This is a genomic window from Acinetobacter sp. Marseille-Q1618, assembly GCF_902809855.1.
In the GTDB taxonomy this organism is placed as follows: Bacteria; Pseudomonadota; Gammaproteobacteria; order Pseudomonadales; family Moraxellaceae; genus Acinetobacter.
Genome location: NZ_CADDWJ010000001.1, coordinates 229,470 through 247,237, shown reverse-complemented (window position 1 = coordinate 247,237; position 17,768 = coordinate 229,470). Strand labels below are relative to the sequence as shown.

Below are 17,768 nucleotides of genomic sequence, written 5' to 3'. Positions count from 1 at the left end.
AGAATATTATGAATACCATCTATTCTGTTTGCGCTATTTTAAAGTGACATTATCTTGCAAAGACAAAGGAGATGCTAGATTTCGGCATTGTATTTTGCTAAAAATAATCGAAAACATTGTAGTATTCTCAATGCAAGTTTTTTAAATGCCTATATTTTACTTTAAATTGAAATTAATTCATTTCTCTTAAACTCTGTAAAGGCGGAATATCACTTAAATAACTCAAACGATAACGTCCGATCAAAGCACATACAACAGTCATTAAAGTCGGCAGAATCAGCCAAATTTGCCAATGCGGTTGAATCAGCATATCCATACGATAACTGGCAATCGCACTGATAATCTCAGCAAAAAAGCACGATACAATTCCTGCGATCAATCCAATAAAACCAATTTCCATCGTCAACATATTTTTAAGTTGCGCTTTGGTACTACCAAAAGAACGTAACAATGCCACTTCTCGCTTACGCTCATCTAAAAGTAAATTAATACAAGCAACTAGCACCAAAATTCCAGAAATCGTCACGAGTACAGCAAGTACAGTAATAATTTGTACCAACACATTCACTAAACGTTTGATCTCATCCAAAATTACTGAAACATCAATAAATACCGTATTGCTAAATTGTTGAATGATTTTGACCAATTGGCTTTTCTGCTCAGGTGGCACATAGAAACTTCCTAAAAAACTTCCAGCATTTTCATCCAAAGTATTTGGTGCAAAAATAAAGAAAAAGTTAGGGCTAAAACTTTGCCATTCAACAGTACGTAAATTGGTCACTTGCGCTTCAAACTGCCCTTCAGGCAAACTAAAAGTTAAACGGTCGCCAATTTTAATCGCCAACTCTTGAGCAAGTTTGGCTTCAATCGACACGCCACCTGTTTTTAATTGACTTTGACCTTCGATTATCACATTATCTTTTGGATAATGATCAGCTTGGGTGAGGTTTAACTCACGTCTTAAAGAGTTATTCTTTTCCACCAAATCTTTGGAAAATGCTTGTCCATTTTTTGCGACTAATCGTCCACGTACATTTGGATACAAAGGCGTAGACGACCATTTTTGTCCTGCAAGTTGCTGTTTAAAAGCCTCAACATCTTGTGGTGGTAAACCATAAATAAATTGGTTCGGTGTCCCTTCTGGCAATTGTTGCTGCCAACGGTCTAAAATATCACTTCTTAACACGGTAAGTACGGTAATTAAGCTCAATCCCAATGCCAAAGCCGTGATTTGAATCGCTGTTTGGGCAGGCACACGTACATAACTCGACCACCGATTTTTTAACGCTTTAATCAATTTTAAAATTATAAATATAACGCTAAATAGTACGGCACTGAGTAGAATAATTGAGCCAATCACTAAACTGGTCAACACTAAATTTTCAGTCAAAACCAAACTGAAAATAATCAAACTGATCAAACCTGTCACAAACATCCACAGTAAAGAACTTTTTGATTGTTCTTGCTGACGAATCAAACGAATCGGCGGTGTCCGTAACAATTGCCATAAACTCGGTAAAATAAAACCAAATAGCACGATTGCACTGGTAAAAATTGCAATGGGTAATGGGCCAAACAGCATACTCAGCACTGAAAACTGCAATTCTAGTGATGGAATCAATTGCAACATCAATTGTAAAAGCCCATAACCCAAAATCATGCCCAAGACGCTACCTATAAGCATCGCAATCGCAATCACAACCAACAATAACACCAGAAAAGTTTGGAAAATCTGCTTCTTACTCGCTCCCATACAACGCATCAAAGCAATATAATCTTGATTTTGCTGTACATAACGCTGACTGGTGAGCGCAATCGCCAAACCACACAGTAAAATCGTCATGATATTTGCCAATTGTAAGAAAGTATCTAAATTCTCAATCGGTTTAATTAAACGTGCATTGCCATCGTTGGCATTACGAAGTTTTAGATCTGATGCGGCTACAATATCTTGCTCTGCTAAATTTTCCTGTGATACGGAGTTCTGCTGTAAAGCCTCTAAACGCTGCTGTTGTTTGTCTTGAAAAGACTGAAATAATTGCTCATAATGCTGCGTTTGTGACTTTTCTCCTGCCAAAAGTAAACGATAGTCAATACGACTGCCGATTTGAATGGCATTGGTTTTGGCAACATCGGCTTGGGAAATAATCACAGTAGGTGAAAATGCGGAGAATCCTAACTCTTGATTGGAATCATGTTCAATCTTGCCTGTAACTTTAAATTTTCCATCCGCAATCTGAACATTGTCACCAACATTCACTTTTAGTAAATCCATCGCACGTGGACTCAGCCACACTTGCCCAGACTGTAGATAGTGTGCTTGTGGTTGGATACGTAACTCACCACGTAAAGGAAAGGTCTGATCAATCGCTTTGACATTCACCATAACAAATTGTTCATCGGTAGATGCCATGGTACCAAATAGCGTGACATGCGATTGTTTTAAACCCAGTTGCTGTGCTTGTTTGATCCATGATGCTGCGATGGGTGAATTATCACTTAAAACCAAATCTGCAGCTTGCATTTTTGCTGCTTGTAAGGACACAGCATCTTGCACTTGTTCATTACTAAATTTCAAAGCCGTGGTGGCACTGATCGCAATACTTAATGCAACAATTAATAAATAAATCCCTGTTGTTCCAAAGCTCTGTCGAAACAACGGCTTAAATAATGCCATCATACCGATACCTCAGTATGTTCAATCAATTGACCATCTTTGAGTTCGAAATGTCGTTGGCATTGCGCCGCAAGTTTTGGATCATGGGTGACCAGTACTAATGTTGTACCTAATTCACGGTTAAGTTCAAATAATAATTGTTCTATTTCTTGTGCAGTATGCCCATCTAAGTTGCCTGTCGGTTCATCTGCAAAAATGATTTTGGGCTCAGAAATCAATGCACGTGCAATAGCTACCCGTTGTTGCTCACCACCTGATAAAACTTTAGGTGTTTGACTACTTTGTCGCTCTAAACCGACACGCTGCAATAATTTTAAAGCTTTCTTTTCAGCATCGGCATAGACAAAATTCGGTTGTAAACGTAGTGGCAGCATGACATTTTCAAGTGCAGATAAATGTGGCAACAATTGAAAAGACTGAAAGACAAAACCGATATGTTTTAATCGGACTAAAGCACGCTGTTCCTCATCCAAATCTTGGATCGCTTCACCACAAATGGATAATTTGCCAGAACTGGCTTGATCTAAAGTTGCCAATATACCCAATAATGTTGATTTCCCTGAACCTGAACGTCCAGTAATCGCCACTTGCTGTCCTGCCAAAATCTCTAAATTTAAATTTTCAAAAATCGTTAAGGTTTGATGGGGTAATTGAATACTTTGTGTAAGTTGCTGTGCAGAAATAATCGCTTGTGGCATGATAAAAGTAGATTCTGGCAAAACCGAAGACATGGTAAAGAAACCCTATATGCAAACTGAAAATTTATTTAAGTTCAAAAAATTTCAAAAAATAAGTGCTTGCTTATTTTTTAGCACGTTCTGCCTACTACCTGTTAGTAGTTTTGCAAAAACCGTGATGATTTTGGGCGATAGCTTAAGTGCGGGTTATGGCATCAATCCACAACAAGGCTGGGTAAATTTACTCCAACAACGCTTAAATCAACAATTTCCGAAGCAGCACCAAGTTGTAAATGCCAGTGTCAGTGGTGAAACCACCAGTGGGGCGTTGGCACGTTTACCAAAACTCTTACAAACTCATAAACCGCATATTGTGGTGATTGAGCTGGGCGGTAATGATGGCTTACGTGGACAACCACCACAAATGATTCAAAAAAATCTCGCGCAATTGATTCAACTTTCACAAAAAGCCAAAGCCGATGTCATCGTACTTGGCATGAAAATTCCGCCAAACTACGGCACAGCCTATAGCAAGGCGTTTGAAAATAATTACAAAGTCGTGAGCCAGCAATATAAAGTAAAATTGCATCCATTTTTTATGCAAGGTGTAGCAGGACAGAAAAATTTAATGCAAAAAGATTTGGTTCATCCAAATGCAACAGCACAAAAGATTTTGTTGGATAATGCTTATCCTTTAATTAAAAGTGCATTGTAATCCAACATCTTAAGTAGACGATTTATATCGTAAATTTAAAATAGACATAGCCAAATAAACAAAAGGCGCATTTCAATTAAAATGCACCTTTAATTTTATTTTACCAACTCAAAATTATGCTGGAATATCACGTACAGAAGCATTACGAATCGCTTCTTTCAACGCTGCATAACCATGAATCGGTGGGAACTGTGGAAACTCACGAATCACATTTTCAGGCGCGTCAAACAAGAAACCTTGGTCTGCTTCACCTAACATCGTGGTATCGTTATAAGAATCACCTGCTGCGATCACACGGAAATTCAAACCATGTAAAGCTTGCACGGCTTTACGTTTTTGGTCTGGTTGACGTAATTTATATGCAGTGATCATGCCATTTTCATCAGTTTCTAATTTATGACAGAAAATGGTTGGCCATCCTAATTGTTTCATTAATGGATGTGCAAACTCATAGAAAGTGTCAGAAAGAATAATCAATTGGAAATGCGTACGTACCCATTCCACAAACTCTTTTGCACCTTCAAAAGGTCCCATGTCTGCAATAACAGCTTGAATATCATTTAAGCCTAGACCATGTTGTTTTAAAATATTCAAACGTTGTGTCATCAACACATCATAGTCAGGAATATCACGTGTAGTGGCTTCTAATTCTTTGATTCCTGTTTTTTTAGCAAAATTGATCCAAATTTCTGGTACCAATACACCCTCAAGGTCAAGACAGACGATTTCCATGGGTTCTCCCAATGTCAGAAAAAATTTGCGCTATCATAGCATTAAAGATTGCGCAATTTAACGAAACTTTATAAATCTCTTTTCTTCATAAGTATTCTATTTAATTTGCTAAGCAGTTTATTTCATTTACTTTAAAATATTATGAAATTGCAAATAACACCTAGCTTCAAGCTACCTGCCAGGAGCAGATATGACAACGATTCCAACCATTGACCTTGTCGATGCACTTGCTGCTGAGTATGCCGACAAATCTCCTATGGAAATTTTAGCGCTCGCACTTTCACAACAAGGTCAAATCGCCATTTCTTTTTCAGGGGCTGAAGATGTGGTGCTGATTGATATGGCGGCAAATTTAGGTAAACCTTTTCGTGTATTTAGCTTAGATACAGGGCGTTTGCATGCTGAAACTTATCAGTTTCTTGAAACCGTGCGTAAACATTATGGCATTCAAATTGAAATTTGCTTTCCTGAAGCAGATGCTGTTCAACAACTAGTCAACGAAAAAGGCTTGTTTAGCTTTTATCAAGATGATCACAAAGAATGTTGCGGTATTCGTAAAGTACAACCTTTGCGTAAAAAATTAGCCACTTTAGATGGTTGGATTACAGGACAACGTAAAGACCAAAGCCCTGGCACACGTACAGAAATTCCTGTGATTCAAGCAGATGCAGGCTTTTCAGGTGAAGGTAAACAACTAATTAAATATAATCCCTTAGCCAATTGGTCGAGTGCTGAAGTGTGGAGTTATATCCGCATGATGGAAGTCCCATATAATCCTTTACATGAAAAAGGTTTTATTTCAATTGGTTGTGAGCCGTGTACACGTCCTGTACTGCCAAATCAACATGAACGTGAAGGACGTTGGTGGTGGGAAGAAGCAACCCATAAAGAGTGTGGATTGCATGCAGGCAACCTAAAAAAATGATTCAAAAAAAGCCACTGAATTCAAAGTGGCTTTTTTATAAACCCGCCATTCAGCATATTTTTAGCTATTCATTTTTATTTCACTTTATACTAAAATCAGATGGATAATTCTAAAAAATCAGCGCTCAAATAATATGAGTCGTTGTCGTTTTTGCAGTGAGGCAAATCATTACCATGCGACCATTACACCCTCTTGATTTTATTTTTCTAAATCTAGAAAAGCGCCAGCAACCGATGCATGTTGGAGGATTGTTTTTATTTCAAATCCCTGATGATGCGCCATCCACTTTTATTCAAGACCTTGTTGCAGATATCCGAAATTCAAAAACTATTCCTGTTCCGCCTTTCAATAATCGCTTAAATGGATTGTTTTGGGATGAGGATGAAGAGTTTGATATTGACCATCATTTCCGTCATATCGCCCTACCTCACCCTGGACGAATTCGTGAATTATTAGTTTATATTTCACAAGAACACAGCGCCTTAATTGACCGAGCAAAACCACTTTGGACTTGTCATATTATCGAAGGGATCGAAGGTAATCGTTTTGCCATGTATTTTAAAATCCATCATGCCATGATTGATGGTGTAGCTGGCATCCGCTTACTGGAAAAATCATTTTCGAAAGACCCCTCTGCAAAATCCATTATTCCACCTTGGTGTATTGAAGGTAAGCGTGCCAAACGTTTAAAAGAACCGAAAGCCAGTAGAATTAAAAATATTTTAGCAACCATCAAAGGGCAAATTGAAGTCACACCAAAAGTCACTCAAGAACTTTGCCAAACCATTTTTAAAGAAATGGGCAAAAATCCTGATTATGTTTCAACGTTTCAAGCACCGAGCAGTATTTTTAATCAACGTGTCAGTTCATCACGCCGTTTTGCTGCGCAGTCCTTTGAATTAAATCGTTTTCGTGCGATTTCTAAAGCATTAAATGTCACGATTAATGATGTAGTTTTAGCCATTTGTTCAGGTGCATTACGTGAATATTTGACCACTCAAAACGCTTTACCTAAAAAACCACTGATTGCTATGGTTCCAGCATCATTACGTGATGATGACTCGGATGTCAGCAATCGAATCACCATGATTTTAGCAAATCTAGGTACACATAAAGAAGACCCTTTAGAACGCCTAGACATTATCAAACGTAGCGTACAAAACTCAAAAAGTCGTTTTAAGCGCATGAATGCCAATCAAATTTTAAACTATAGTGCTTTTGTGTATGGTCCAGCGGGTTTAAATATTGCCTCAGGGATGCTGCCTAAACGTCAAGCATTCAATGTAATTATTTCAAATGTACCAGGACCACGAGAGCCTTTGTACTGGAATGGTGCAAAACTTGATGCTTTATACCCTGCCTCAATTGTATTGGATGGGCAAGCACTCAATATCACCATGACCAGCTATTTAGACAAACTTGAAGTCGGTTTAACAGGTTGTCGTCGTACTTTGCCTAAAATGCAAAATTTATTGACTCACTTGGAAGATGAGATTCAACGTTTTGAAAAATTGATTGAACAAAAACAACATGTGGAAGATATTGCCAAGTCTGAAACAAACTAAATTTAAATCTTAAAAAATTATTTTTAACCATAGAAAACTAAGGGGCGATTAAATTGCCCCTTAGTTTTTAATATTACGACACTGTTTGAGTAATTGATGGCATACCGTAACCACCATATCTTTGGTGATATTCACCTCTTTACCATTTTCATCCAACATCACACAGGTATTCTGTGGTTGGGTTTCTAATGTGTGTTGTAGATTACGTGTGATAATTTTTTCACTCACTGTCATTTTAACCTCACTTGCTAAGATTCAACATAGAATCTATGGCTACTTATTGTGTTTAGTATTTTGAAATTAATCTGCTTGAAAGTAAAATGCCAGTTGTAACAAGTGTTTAACGACATCCTGTTACAATTTCAACTTAAAATGATATCGTATTGCTCTTGCGTATATAAATTTTCTACCTGGAACTTAATCACTCGATGAATAAAATGCTCCAAATCCGCTACAGCAGGCGCTTCTGCAGTTAACAATCGGTCTATCACGGATGGATGAGCAACCACAGTAAAGCCACTTTGTGATTCAAAAGCACGTGCATATCTTAAGATTTCTCGAAAAATCTCGTAACACACTGTCTCGGCAGTTTTGACATAACCACGTCCCTGACAGGTTGGACAAGACTCACATAGCAGATGTTCTAGTGACTCACGGGTTCGCTTACGGGTCATTTCCACCAAACCAAGCTCAGACACTTGGGTAATCTTGGTTTTGGCGTGATCTCGTTCTAACATTTTATCAAAATGCTGCATCACAGCATCACGATGTTCTGCCTCTTGCATGTCAATAAAATCAATAATGATAATGCCGCCTAGATTGCGTAAGCGCAATTGCCTTGCAATGACTTGGGTTGCTTCCATATTGGTTTTAAAAACAGTATCTTCGAGCGTACGCCCACCAACATAAGAGCCTGTATTCACATCAATCGTAGTCATGGCTTCCGTCTGATCAATCATCAGATAGCCACCTGATTTTAAAGCGACACGAGTTTGTAAGGCTTTTTGAAGGTCTTCTTCGACATTGTATAAATCAAATAGTGGGCGTTCACCTGGATAATGCAACAAGTGATTTTGCATATTTGGCACAAATTCTTGTACGAACTCTTGCAATTTGGCATGTATTTCACGCGAGTCGACATAGATTTTTGCTGTATTTTCATTGGCTAAATCACGAATGACTCGTTGCGGCAGTGGCAATTCTTCAAATATCAAAGACGGAACAGCAATGGCTTTTTGTTTACGTTGAATATATTCCCAGAGTTTGACCAAATAACACATATCTTGTGCAATAGAAGCTTCATCGATCCCATCTGCCGCTGTACGTACTATCACTGAACCTGGAAGTTTATGCTCACTTTGAATGCGTTCAATGATAGAGCGTAAACGATCGCGTTCTTCTTCTGATTCAATGCGCTGCGACACACCAATATGATTTCCATATGGCATTAATACTAAATAACGTGAAGGAATAGAAAGGTCTGTACTGAGTCGTGCGCCTTTGGTACCGAGCATGTCTTTCATGACTTGAACAGTCAAAATTTGACCCGGTTGTAATAGTTCAAAGACATTTGGTGTAGGTTGATTACGTGGCCAAACCATATCATTGATATGTAAAAATGCTGTCCGAGAAAGTCCAATATCAACAAAAGCAGCTTGCATTCCTGGCAGAACACGCACAACTTTGCCTTTGTAAATATTACCCACAAGACCACGTTTCGCTGTACGTTCAACAAATAATTCATTGACCGTACCGTTTTGGATCAGCGCCACCCGACATTCCATAGGTGTGACGTTAATCAATAACTCGTCAGACATAATAAAACTCAAAACATTATAAAAATTCTTTTTGAAGCGGTTAATTTAAGACCTTAACTGCTTTTAATAACTGTACTGTTTCATGCAAAGGTAGCCCAACGACATTGCTATAACTTCCCTCAATCCGAGGGATATATTGTGCTGCAATACCTTGAATAGCATAAGCGCCTGCTTTACCTAATGGTTCTCCAGTTGCCCAATAACGCTCCATATCATCTAGGCTTAATTTTTGAAACTCTACCCGAGTTCGTACTACAATACTTTCACGATGTGTTGTCGTTGCAACACAAACACCTGTTAAAACCTCATGCACTTGATCCGACAATAATGACCAAATTTCAAAAGCATGTTGCTTAGATTCAGGTTTACCAATAATTTGTTGATCCAAGACCACACTGGTATCTGCTGCAAGCACTACAACATTTGGCTGACTTGCAAGCACAGCTTGTGCCTTGGTTTCGGCTAAACGACGAACATAGTGTTCTACGTTTTCATGTTCTAATACTGACTCGTCAATATCTGGACTTAAAACATCAAATGTTAAGCCCAATTGTTGCAACAATTCTTTACGTCTAGGTGAACTAGACGCCAGTATTAATTTCGCCATCTTTTCAAAATATAGTAAAGAATTGGCCAGCTTAAAATACTTGTAAGCAAGGGTTGCCAATGTCGTGTTAAAGAAAAATTTATCCCAAACATGGTCTGCGCCATCAAGGTAAATAACAAATGTGCAGTCAATGCCAAACAGATAATGACCCATAAGTTAGCAAAGGTCAAAACTCGTCGTTCTCGAATAAAATAACGTGTCAGAAATGCCAAGATCACATAACTTAATGCGTTCATTCCCAAAGGTGCATCGAGCAATAAATCCGTGAATAGCCCCATTGCAAATGCAAACCACACACCACACCATGTTGGCTGACACAACACCCAAAATAAAGTGATCAGCAACATAAACAGTGGTCGCCAACTCGCGATGCCATAGGACAATGGATACACCACTAAAATTGAGCAAATGACCACAGAGATCACAATAACTAAAAATGGGTCTTTACGCTGACGTTCTGAGGGTAATTTTTTAGCGATCAACATGTGGCTGCTCCATCGCTAAAGAATCTGAAAACAACACCACCACATGATGACCACCAGCCAATTGTGCAGCAGGTGCAACATCAATACTGGCAAACTCACCTGAGTTATGACGCATCACCTTAGATACTGTGCCCACTAAATAACCCGCTGGAAAATGTTGCCCTAGACCTGAACTATAGACTTTATCACCTACTTTGATGTTGGCACTGGTCGGGACATATTCCATTTTTAAACGACCTAAATCCCCCGTACCAGTGACAATCGCACGCATACCTGAGCGTTCTAATCGTACTGAGAGTGAATGTTCTTTATCAGACAACAACATGATACGACTACTATGTGGATAGACATTGATGATCTGTCCCATAATCCCTTTATCGTCTAGCACAGTTTGTCCAACACGAAGTTGACTTGATGCACCACGGTTAATGATAATGATATGTCGCAAAGGATCTGCATCTGTACCAATTACTTCAGCAATTTCCATACGACCATCAATAATCAGCGGTGTATCTAATAGCCCCCGTAAACGGGTATTTTCTGCAGACAACTCGGAGAGTTTTTGTAGACGCACTTGTGCCTGAAGCAATTCTGCTTGCATCGCAGTATTTTCACGACGCAATTGTGCTTCAGACTTGGTTTGTTGATTGAGCCATTCTTTCGATAATACAGGATAACTTGCAAGTGCATAAATTGGATTATATGCCGCATACAAGACATCTCTTGCAGGTTGAATCACATGTGGCATACGCCAATTAAAAAACAGCACCACCAAACATGCGATCACTGCAATAACGAATGAACGAAAAGATGGCGGTTGTCTTGAAAAGAGATTCGGTTGCACCGCCTCGTCCTTAAACTTAGTCTACAGAAGGTTAGCCCACAAACAGCATATCATGGTTTGGATTGTCAAAGAATTCTAAGACTTTTCCACCACCACGTGTTACGCAAGTTAAAGGATCTTCCGCAACCACTACAGGTAAACCTGTTTCTTGTGCGAGTAATTTATCTAAGTTACGTAATAAGGCACCACCACCTGTCAACACAATCCCACGCTCTGCAATATCTGAAGACAGTTCAGGTGGGGTTTGTTCAAGTGCTGATTTGACCGCAGAAACAATACTTTGTAATGGGTCAGAAATTGCTTGGCTAATTTCGTCAGAAGTTACGGTGATGGCACGAGGCACACCCTCTGCCAAGTTACGTCCACGCACTTCAATTTCTAAAGTTGTAGCGTCTGGAATTGCCATACCGACTTCTTTTTTAATGATTTCGGCAGTGGTTTCACCAATGACACAACCATGTGCTTTACGAACATAGTTGATAATCTGTTCATCAAAAACATCGCCGCCAATACGTAAAGAATCTGCGTACACACAACCTTGCAAAGAAATGATGGCTATTTCAGTTGTACCACCACCCACATCAACGACCATAGAACCACATGCTTGTTCCACAGGCATGCCTGCACCAATCGCTGCAGCCATTGGTTCTTCGATTAAACGTACATCACGTGCGCCTGCGTTAAACACAGCCTCACGAATCGCACGACGTTCTACCAGTGTCGATTTGCATGGAACACATACAACTACACGTGGCGCAGGTGGAAATAAACGTTTTTCGTGCACTTTGCCAATAAATTGATTTAACATGGTTTCAGTGACTTCAAAATCTGCAATCACACCATCTTTCATCGGACGAATAGCAGAAATGTTTGCAGGGGTACGGCCAAGCATTTGCTTAGCATCTAAGCCTACAGCTGCTACAATTTTTTGTGAACCGCTGTGACGAATCGCCACAACTGTCGGTTCATTTAATATAATGCCCCGTCCTGGTGCATAAATCAGTGTATTAGCAGTACCTAAATCAATGGCAAGATCTGGCGAAAACAAGCCAATTAGTCGTTTTAGAATCACGGGTCGTTCTCAGTTAAACTTTAGTATGGACGCAAGATGGCAACTTTAACTAAATGTGATGCTTTGGACAAGTCAATCGCTTATTATAACGCACGATATTTTAACTTTTTTTAAAACTGATTAGGTGAGACATCATGTCAACTTCAGATGCTCAGCATTCTGCAGACTTAAATGCGCAAACTGTATCGCAAATTGCCAATCTTGCTCGATTGTCGCTAGATGATACGCAATCTACTGAATATGCTCAAAGTTTAAATAAAATCTTAGGGATGATGGAAACCCTGAAAGGCATTGATACCGAAGGTGTTGAGCCACTTAAAAGTCCATTTGATCATCCACAACCGTTACGTGAAGACGTAGTGACAGAAAGCAATCATCGTGAAGCATATCAGGCGATTGCGCCTGCTGTTCAGGACGGTTTGTACCTTGTACCGAAAGTGATTGAATAATTTTTAATCAGTTAAACCTATTTTCCAAAATTAATCGTAAAGAATTGTTCCTATGACTGATTTACATCGTTTATCTATTCGTGAAATGGCTGAAGGCTTAAAAAGTGCACAGTTTTCATCTCGCGAATTGACCCAACATTATTTAGACCGTATCGCAAAAATTGACGCACAAGTGAAGTCTTATGTGACAGTCACACCTGAGCAAGCTTTGGCTGAAGCTGAAGCTGCAGATGGTTTACTCAAATCTGGTATGGCTGGTGCACTTACTGGCGTACCCCTTGCACACAAAGACATTTTTTGTACCCAAGGTATTAAAACCACTGCTGGTTCAAAAATGCTCGACAATTTCATCTCACCATACGATGCAACTGTGGTTGCTAAAGCCAAAGAAGCAGGCTTGGTCACTTTAGGTAAAGTGAACATGGATGAGTTTGCCATGGGCTCAACCTCAGAAAGTTCATTTTATGGGGCAACCAAAAACCCATGGAACTTAGACTGTGTACCAGGTGGTTCATCAGGTGGCTCTGCTGCGGCTGTAGCGGCTGATCTTGCGCCGATTGCAACAGGTACGGATACAGGTGGTTCAATTCGTCAGCCTGCGTCATTCTGCGGCCTTACAGGCTTAAAACCGACTTATGGTCGTGTATCGCGTTTCGGGATGATCGCTTATGCCTCATCACTTGATCAAGGCGGTCCAATCGCTCGTTCGGCTGAAGACTGTGCATACTTGATGAATGTGATGGCAGGTCATGATGCCAAAGACTCAACCTCTGTAAATAAAGAAGTCGATGACTATGTTGCGAATTTGAATGCGACAGCGGTGAAAGGCTTACGCATTGGTATTCCAAAACAATACTTCAATGTGCAAGGTTTGGATGCAGACGTGAAAGCACGTGTTGAAGAATCTTTGAAAAAATTAGAAGACATGGGCGCAATCTTAGTTGAGATCGACCTCAACATGACCGATGCCTATGTTCCGACTTACTACCTGATCGCACCTGCGGAAGCATCTTCAAACTTACAGCGTTATGATGGTGTACGTTATGGTTATCGTACTGAAAACCCAAAAGATATTTTAGACTTGTACAAACGGTCACGTTCTGAAGGTTTTGGTGCGGAAGTTCAACGTCGTATCTTGATTGGGACTTATGCCCTTTCTGCGGGTTATTACGATGCTTACTATGTCAAAGCACAAAAAGTTCGCCGTTTGATCCAACAAGACTTCTTAAAAGCCTTTGAAAATGTTGATGTCATCGCTGCACCTTCTGCGCCGACGACTGCTTATAAAATTGGTGCATCTTTAGACCCAGTAGAAATGTACTTAGGTGACATTTACACTATCGCTGTGAACTTGGCAGGCTTACCTGCAATCAATGCTCCTGTGGGCTTTGATGCAAATAAATTACCTGTCGGCTTACAGTTGATCGGTAACTACTGGTCAGAATCTCAATTGCTTTCAGTTGTGCATCAATATCAACAAGCAACAGATTGGCATACCAAACGTGCGGCAATTGCTGAGGAGAATGCATAATGGCTCAAGCTCAAAAAACAGCAAAACCTAAGTCAAACTTGATTGATGGTTGGGAAGTCGTTATTGGGATCGAAATCCATACGCAACTTGCGACAAATTCTAAAATTTTCTCAGGTTCTTCAACGACTTTCGGTCAAGACCCAAACACTCAAGCAAGCCTTGTCGATTTGGCGATGCCGGGGGTTTTACCTGTTTTAAATAAAGAAGTGGTTGATCTTGCCATTCGCTTTGGTTTGGGAATTGATGCATATATCGACCAAGCCTCTGTGTTTGCACGTAAAAACTATTTCTATCCAGACTCTCCAAAAGGCTATCAAATCAGCCAAATGGACAATCCAATCGTAGGCTTAGGTCATATCGACATTCAACTTGAAGATGGCACAGTGAAACGTATCGGCGTGACTCGTGCGCATCTTGAGGAAGATGCAGGTAAATCGATTCATGATCAATTCGAAGGTCAGTCTGGCATCGACTTGAACCGTGCAGGTACGCCTTTACTTGAAATCGTATCTGAACCTGACATGCGTTCTGTTGAGGAAGCGGTTGCCTATATCAAAGCGATTCATACACTTGTGCGTTGGTTAGGCATTTCTGACGGTAATATGGCAGAAGGTTCATTCCGTGCCGACTGTAACGTATCTTTACGTCGTCCGGGTCAACCGTTCGGTACACGTTGCGAGTTGAAAAACCTCAACTCATTCCGTTTCATTGAACAAGCGATCAATGTTGAAATTGAACGTCAAATGGAAATCTTGGAATGGGATGGCACCATTGACCAAGAAACACGCTTGTTCGACCCTGTGAAGATGGAAACACGTTCAATGCGCTCGAAAGAGGAAGCGAACGATTACCGTTATTTCCCTGATCCTGACTTGTTGCCTGTGATCATTGCTGATGCACAAATTGAAGCAATCAAAGCACAAATGCCAGAGCTACCTGCTGCACGTCGTGCGCGTTTTGTGGCTGACTTCGGCGTGACTGATTACGATGCGCACGTATTAACACTTACGCGTGAAATGTCAGAATTTTATGAAGAAGTCGTGAAAGCTGCTGGGGGCGCTGCACAAGGTAAAGTGTCTGCAAACTGGGTAATGGGTGAATTCTCAGGTGCTTTAAATAAAGCAAGTCTGGAACTCGCTGACTCTCCTGTTTCTGCTGAGAAGCTTGGCGGTATGATCGCACGTATTGTTGATAACACCATTAGCGGTAAGATTGCAAAACAAGTGTTTGGCTTTATGTGGGATGAAGGCAAAACTGCAGATGAAATTATTGCGGAAAAAGGCTTGAAACAGGAAACTGATACAGGTGCGATTGAAGCGATTATTAAGGAAGTGCTTGCTGCTAACGAGAAGATGGTTGAGGAGTATAAGTCTGGTAAAGACAAAGCCTTCAATGGTCTTGTTGGTCAAGTGATGAAAGCATCTAAGGGTAAAGCTAACCCTGCACAAGTGAATGAATTGATGAAAAAATTGATTGGTTAATCTGATCTTTCGTTAAATAAAAACCCGCTTTAGAGCGGGTTTTCTAATAATTTAACTTTTTTCATACGTGAAACAACTTCTGCTATCTCTTCATCCGTTAATTCACTAACAATCTTTAACTTGTACTTTGACATAAATACATTTACTTCTTCATCATCATAATATTTCAATAGGATTTCATAACTCTGATCACTAATACAACCTATCCAACTAAAAATATTCAAGTATTTATCTAAGCTATGCAACATAAAAACTCTAGAATAAGGAGCTGTTAAATTTTCAAACTCAGACCAGTCCTCTATAATTTTAGATACATTTTCCGACCAAATACTTTCTAAATCACTAATCTTCTCACACCCAAATTGTTTGTACATAATATATGGAAAACCATTCTTATTCTCTAAATTATCAATTTTAAAGTCTTTAGGATTCAACCCTTCTTCACTGAATTTTAAATTTAAATAGCTAATTAAACTTAACCTATTTATATCTAAATCTAGAAGATCTTCTAAATTAGACGATTTCACTTTATTCTTATAATCCTCTATTTCTGTCGTAAGACGGTTAAATTCTAAATCAGCGGTTTCCAATAATCCAGATAGTAAATTAAATCTACGCTTCAGATGTGCAGGCAATTCCCCACCTAGCTTATACCCTCTATCATGTTCAATTTCAGCCCAAGCATGTGATAAAGCAGTTCTAATTTGTACTTCAAAACATAGATCTTTATAAAGAGTAAATTCAGGAAGCTTCTCTCTTTTTTTACCTATATCACAGACAAAATGGATTGACCGATAACCAAATTTATCAGCTCCCAATAAATCAGCTTTATCACCTGAGTCCTCTTCATGGACATTGAAGTTATCAGAAATAATTTTTGATACTTTTTCTAAATCACTTTCTACAAGTGTGATTATTCTTAAGCCTGCTAAATCAGTCATATCTTCAAAAGAAGTATAATTACTTTTCTTTTTTAGCTTACCAACACAACTATCTTTTGTTTTTATGCGATACGGAACATCCACAAAAGATATCTTTTCAGACTTCATAATACTTTTGAGAATTTGCACAACCGACTGTGCTAATGAGTCATAAAGATGGGCTTTCTCTGCATACCATTGATCAAAATTTTTATGATCCATTGTTTTCCCCCAATAAATGAAATTTTAAATATTGTTTGTAACCTCTAGCTTAAATATTATCTTGCTTTTCGCATAAATTTCCAATCAGCTTTCATCTAAATTAATCATAGACTTATAAAACAATATAACGATCAAAAAAGTACTCTCCATCACCAAACTTAAAGGCTTAGGAAATATTTAACTTTCAAATTTTCTCTTTATAGCGATAAAGATAAACTCTGAAATATTACGTCAGAATATCCAAAAACTGCTCACCATATTTAAAATATAAAGCCCCTGCCCCAATCAACATACAAAAAATGCTCATATTTTAAAGAATGTGTTTTCGTATTAAAATACAATGCAATACTTTAGCTATAATTCAACATGACCATTAAAAAAATTAGCTCCTTTGACAAACTTGAAGAGCTCGGACGTGTACGTTTATCTAAAACCTTTTTTATGCGGGATTTTTTATATAGCGAAATTGCCAATTATTACGGTATTCCCAATTTCCCTGAAGACCCTGAACTTGCGATCAAAAACGGCAAACAACTTTGTGAACAACTGCTCGAACCACTCCAAGACAAATTTGGACGACTTGAAATTCGTTCCGCTTATCGCTCCCGTAGCGTAAATCAATTAGGGAATGAAAATAATCATAACTGTGGCAGTAACGAAAGTAACTATGCCTGCCATATTTGGGACTATCCGAATGACAACGGTTATGGCGCAACAGCGTGTATCGTTATTCCCTCTTTGATTGAACTCATTGAAAAAGACACTGCCAACTGGAAACAAATCGCTTATTGGATTCATAACCATTTACCCTATAGCCATATGCAATTTTTTAAACGTAAAGACACCTTCTGTGCTTTTAATTTATCTTGGCATGAGCAACCGAGAAAGGAAATTTATAGTTTTATTACAGGCTATAAAGGCAATTTAAAAGTTACTCCTGAACCGAATCCTGAATATGAAAAGTTTTACCCTGATCTAATTTAAGATGTATGCTCGCCCCATTACAAACAGTATTATTCGCAACTAAATACACAAGCACTTTCATAATT

Annotated in this window: 17 protein-coding genes; 7 read left to right on the top strand and 10 right to left on the bottom strand. The window is 39.0% G+C overall.

What is annotated here, in order from left to right:
- Positions 1-172: 172 nt before the first annotated feature.
- A complete protein-coding gene (locus tag HUS24_RS01165) occupies positions 173-2,680 on the bottom strand; it encodes an ABC transporter permease (RefSeq protein WP_173910240.1) in 2,508 nt (835 codons plus the stop codon).
- Positions 2,677-3,408, bottom strand: coding sequence for an ABC transporter ATP-binding protein (locus HUS24_RS01160; protein WP_173910239.1), 732 nt, complete (start codon positions 3,406-3,408; stop codon positions 2,677-2,679). Before HUS24_RS01160 ends, HUS24_RS01165 begins: the two co-directional genes overlap by 4 nt.
- 124 nt (positions 3,409-3,532) lie before the next feature.
- On the opposite strand from HUS24_RS01160, the gene HUS24_RS01155 reads away from it, so the two are divergent.
- On the top strand, positions 3,533-4,069 hold the full coding sequence (locus tag HUS24_RS01155; RefSeq protein ID WP_254433820.1) for an arylesterase: 537 nt from the start codon (positions 3,533-3,535) through the stop codon (positions 4,067-4,069).
- 114 nt (positions 4,070-4,183) lie between these two features.
- Here HUS24_RS01155 and thrH read toward each other — a convergent pair whose 3' ends face one another.
- Positions 4,184-4,801: a bifunctional phosphoserine phosphatase/homoserine phosphotransferase ThrH gene (gene thrH, locus HUS24_RS01150; protein WP_065994582.1), complete on the bottom strand. Its 618-nt coding sequence runs from the start codon at positions 4,799-4,801 to the stop codon at positions 4,184-4,186.
- Positions 4,802-4,991: 190 nt separating this feature from the next.
- Between thrH and HUS24_RS01145 the strand changes: the two genes are divergently transcribed.
- Positions 4,992-5,726 carry a phosphoadenylyl-sulfate reductase gene (locus HUS24_RS01145; RefSeq protein ID WP_173910237.1) on the top strand — a complete coding sequence of 245 codons (735 nt, stop codon included), beginning with the start codon at positions 4,992-4,994 and terminating at the stop codon, positions 5,724-5,726.
- 173 nt (positions 5,727-5,899) lie between these two features.
- Positions 5,900-7,291: a wax ester/triacylglycerol synthase family O-acyltransferase gene (locus tag HUS24_RS01140; RefSeq protein WP_173910236.1), complete on the top strand. Its 1,392-nt coding sequence runs from the start codon at positions 5,900-5,902 to the stop codon at positions 7,289-7,291.
- Between the two features lie 60 nt (positions 7,292-7,351).
- On the opposite strand, the gene HUS24_RS01135 is transcribed toward HUS24_RS01140, so the two are convergent.
- From HUS24_RS01135 to HUS24_RS01110, 6 genes are all read right to left on the bottom strand, one after another.
- Complete coding sequence (locus tag HUS24_RS01135) at positions 7,352-7,525, bottom strand: PA1571 family protein (RefSeq protein WP_173910235.1); 174 nt, start codon at positions 7,523-7,525, stop codon at positions 7,352-7,354.
- Positions 7,526-7,653: 128 nt separating this feature from the next.
- Positions 7,654-9,108, bottom strand: coding sequence for a ribonuclease G (gene rng, locus HUS24_RS01130; protein WP_173910234.1), 1,455 nt, complete (start codon positions 9,106-9,108; stop codon positions 7,654-7,656).
- A gap of 40 nt (positions 9,109-9,148) precedes the next feature.
- Complete coding sequence (locus HUS24_RS01125) at positions 9,149-9,715, bottom strand: Maf family nucleotide pyrophosphatase (RefSeq protein ID WP_173910233.1); 567 nt, start codon at positions 9,713-9,715, stop codon at positions 9,149-9,151.
- The gene (gene mreD, locus HUS24_RS01120) at positions 9,703-10,200 is read right to left on the bottom strand and encodes a rod shape-determining protein MreD (RefSeq protein WP_173910232.1); all 498 of its coding nucleotides are present in this window, start codon (positions 10,198-10,200) and stop codon (positions 9,703-9,705) included. The genes HUS24_RS01125 and mreD overlap by 13 nt, the downstream gene beginning before the upstream one ends.
- The gene (mreC, locus tag HUS24_RS01115; protein ID WP_173910231.1) at positions 10,187-11,044 is read right to left on the bottom strand and encodes a rod shape-determining protein MreC; all 858 of its coding nucleotides are present in this window, start codon (positions 11,042-11,044) and stop codon (positions 10,187-10,189) included. The genes mreD and mreC overlap by 14 nt, the downstream gene beginning before the upstream one ends.
- Positions 11,045-11,075: 31 nt before the next feature.
- Entirely contained in the window at positions 11,076-12,116 is a 1,041-nt protein-coding gene (locus tag HUS24_RS01110; RefSeq protein ID WP_217424333.1) for a rod shape-determining protein, read from the bottom strand.
- Between the two features lie 134 nt (positions 12,117-12,250).
- Here HUS24_RS01110 and gatC point away from each other — a divergent pair, with 134 nt between their 5' ends.
- Genes gatC through gatB form a run of 3 tightly spaced genes read left to right on the top strand, consistent with a single transcriptional unit; the run spans position 12,251 to position 15,577 of the window.
- Positions 12,251-12,565, top strand: a complete 315-nt coding sequence (gene gatC, locus HUS24_RS01105) for an Asp-tRNA(Asn)/Glu-tRNA(Gln) amidotransferase subunit GatC (RefSeq protein WP_173910230.1) — start codon at positions 12,251-12,253, stop codon at positions 12,563-12,565.
- Between the two features lie 52 nt (positions 12,566-12,617).
- Positions 12,618-14,096 (top strand): Asp-tRNA(Asn)/Glu-tRNA(Gln) amidotransferase subunit GatA, encoded by a 1,479-nt coding sequence (gatA, locus tag HUS24_RS01100; RefSeq protein ID WP_173910229.1) that lies wholly within the window; start codon positions 12,618-12,620, stop codon positions 14,094-14,096.
- A complete protein-coding gene (gene gatB, locus HUS24_RS01095; RefSeq protein WP_173910228.1) occupies positions 14,096-15,577 on the top strand; it encodes an Asp-tRNA(Asn)/Glu-tRNA(Gln) amidotransferase subunit GatB in 1,482 nt (493 codons plus the stop codon). The genes gatA and gatB overlap by 1 nt, the downstream gene beginning before the upstream one ends.
- A gap of 29 nt (positions 15,578-15,606) precedes the next feature.
- On the opposite strand, the gene HUS24_RS01090 is transcribed toward gatB, so the two are convergent.
- Complete coding sequence (locus tag HUS24_RS01090) at positions 15,607-16,719, bottom strand: GTP pyrophosphokinase family protein (RefSeq protein WP_173910227.1); 1,113 nt, start codon at positions 16,717-16,719, stop codon at positions 15,607-15,609.
- Between the two features lie 366 nt (positions 16,720-17,085).
- Here HUS24_RS01090 and HUS24_RS01085 point away from each other — a divergent pair, with 366 nt between their 5' ends.
- A complete protein-coding gene (locus HUS24_RS01085) occupies positions 17,086-17,703 on the top strand; it encodes a hypothetical protein (RefSeq protein ID WP_173910226.1) in 618 nt (205 codons plus the stop codon).
- Positions 17,704-17,768: the final 65 nt, after the last annotated feature.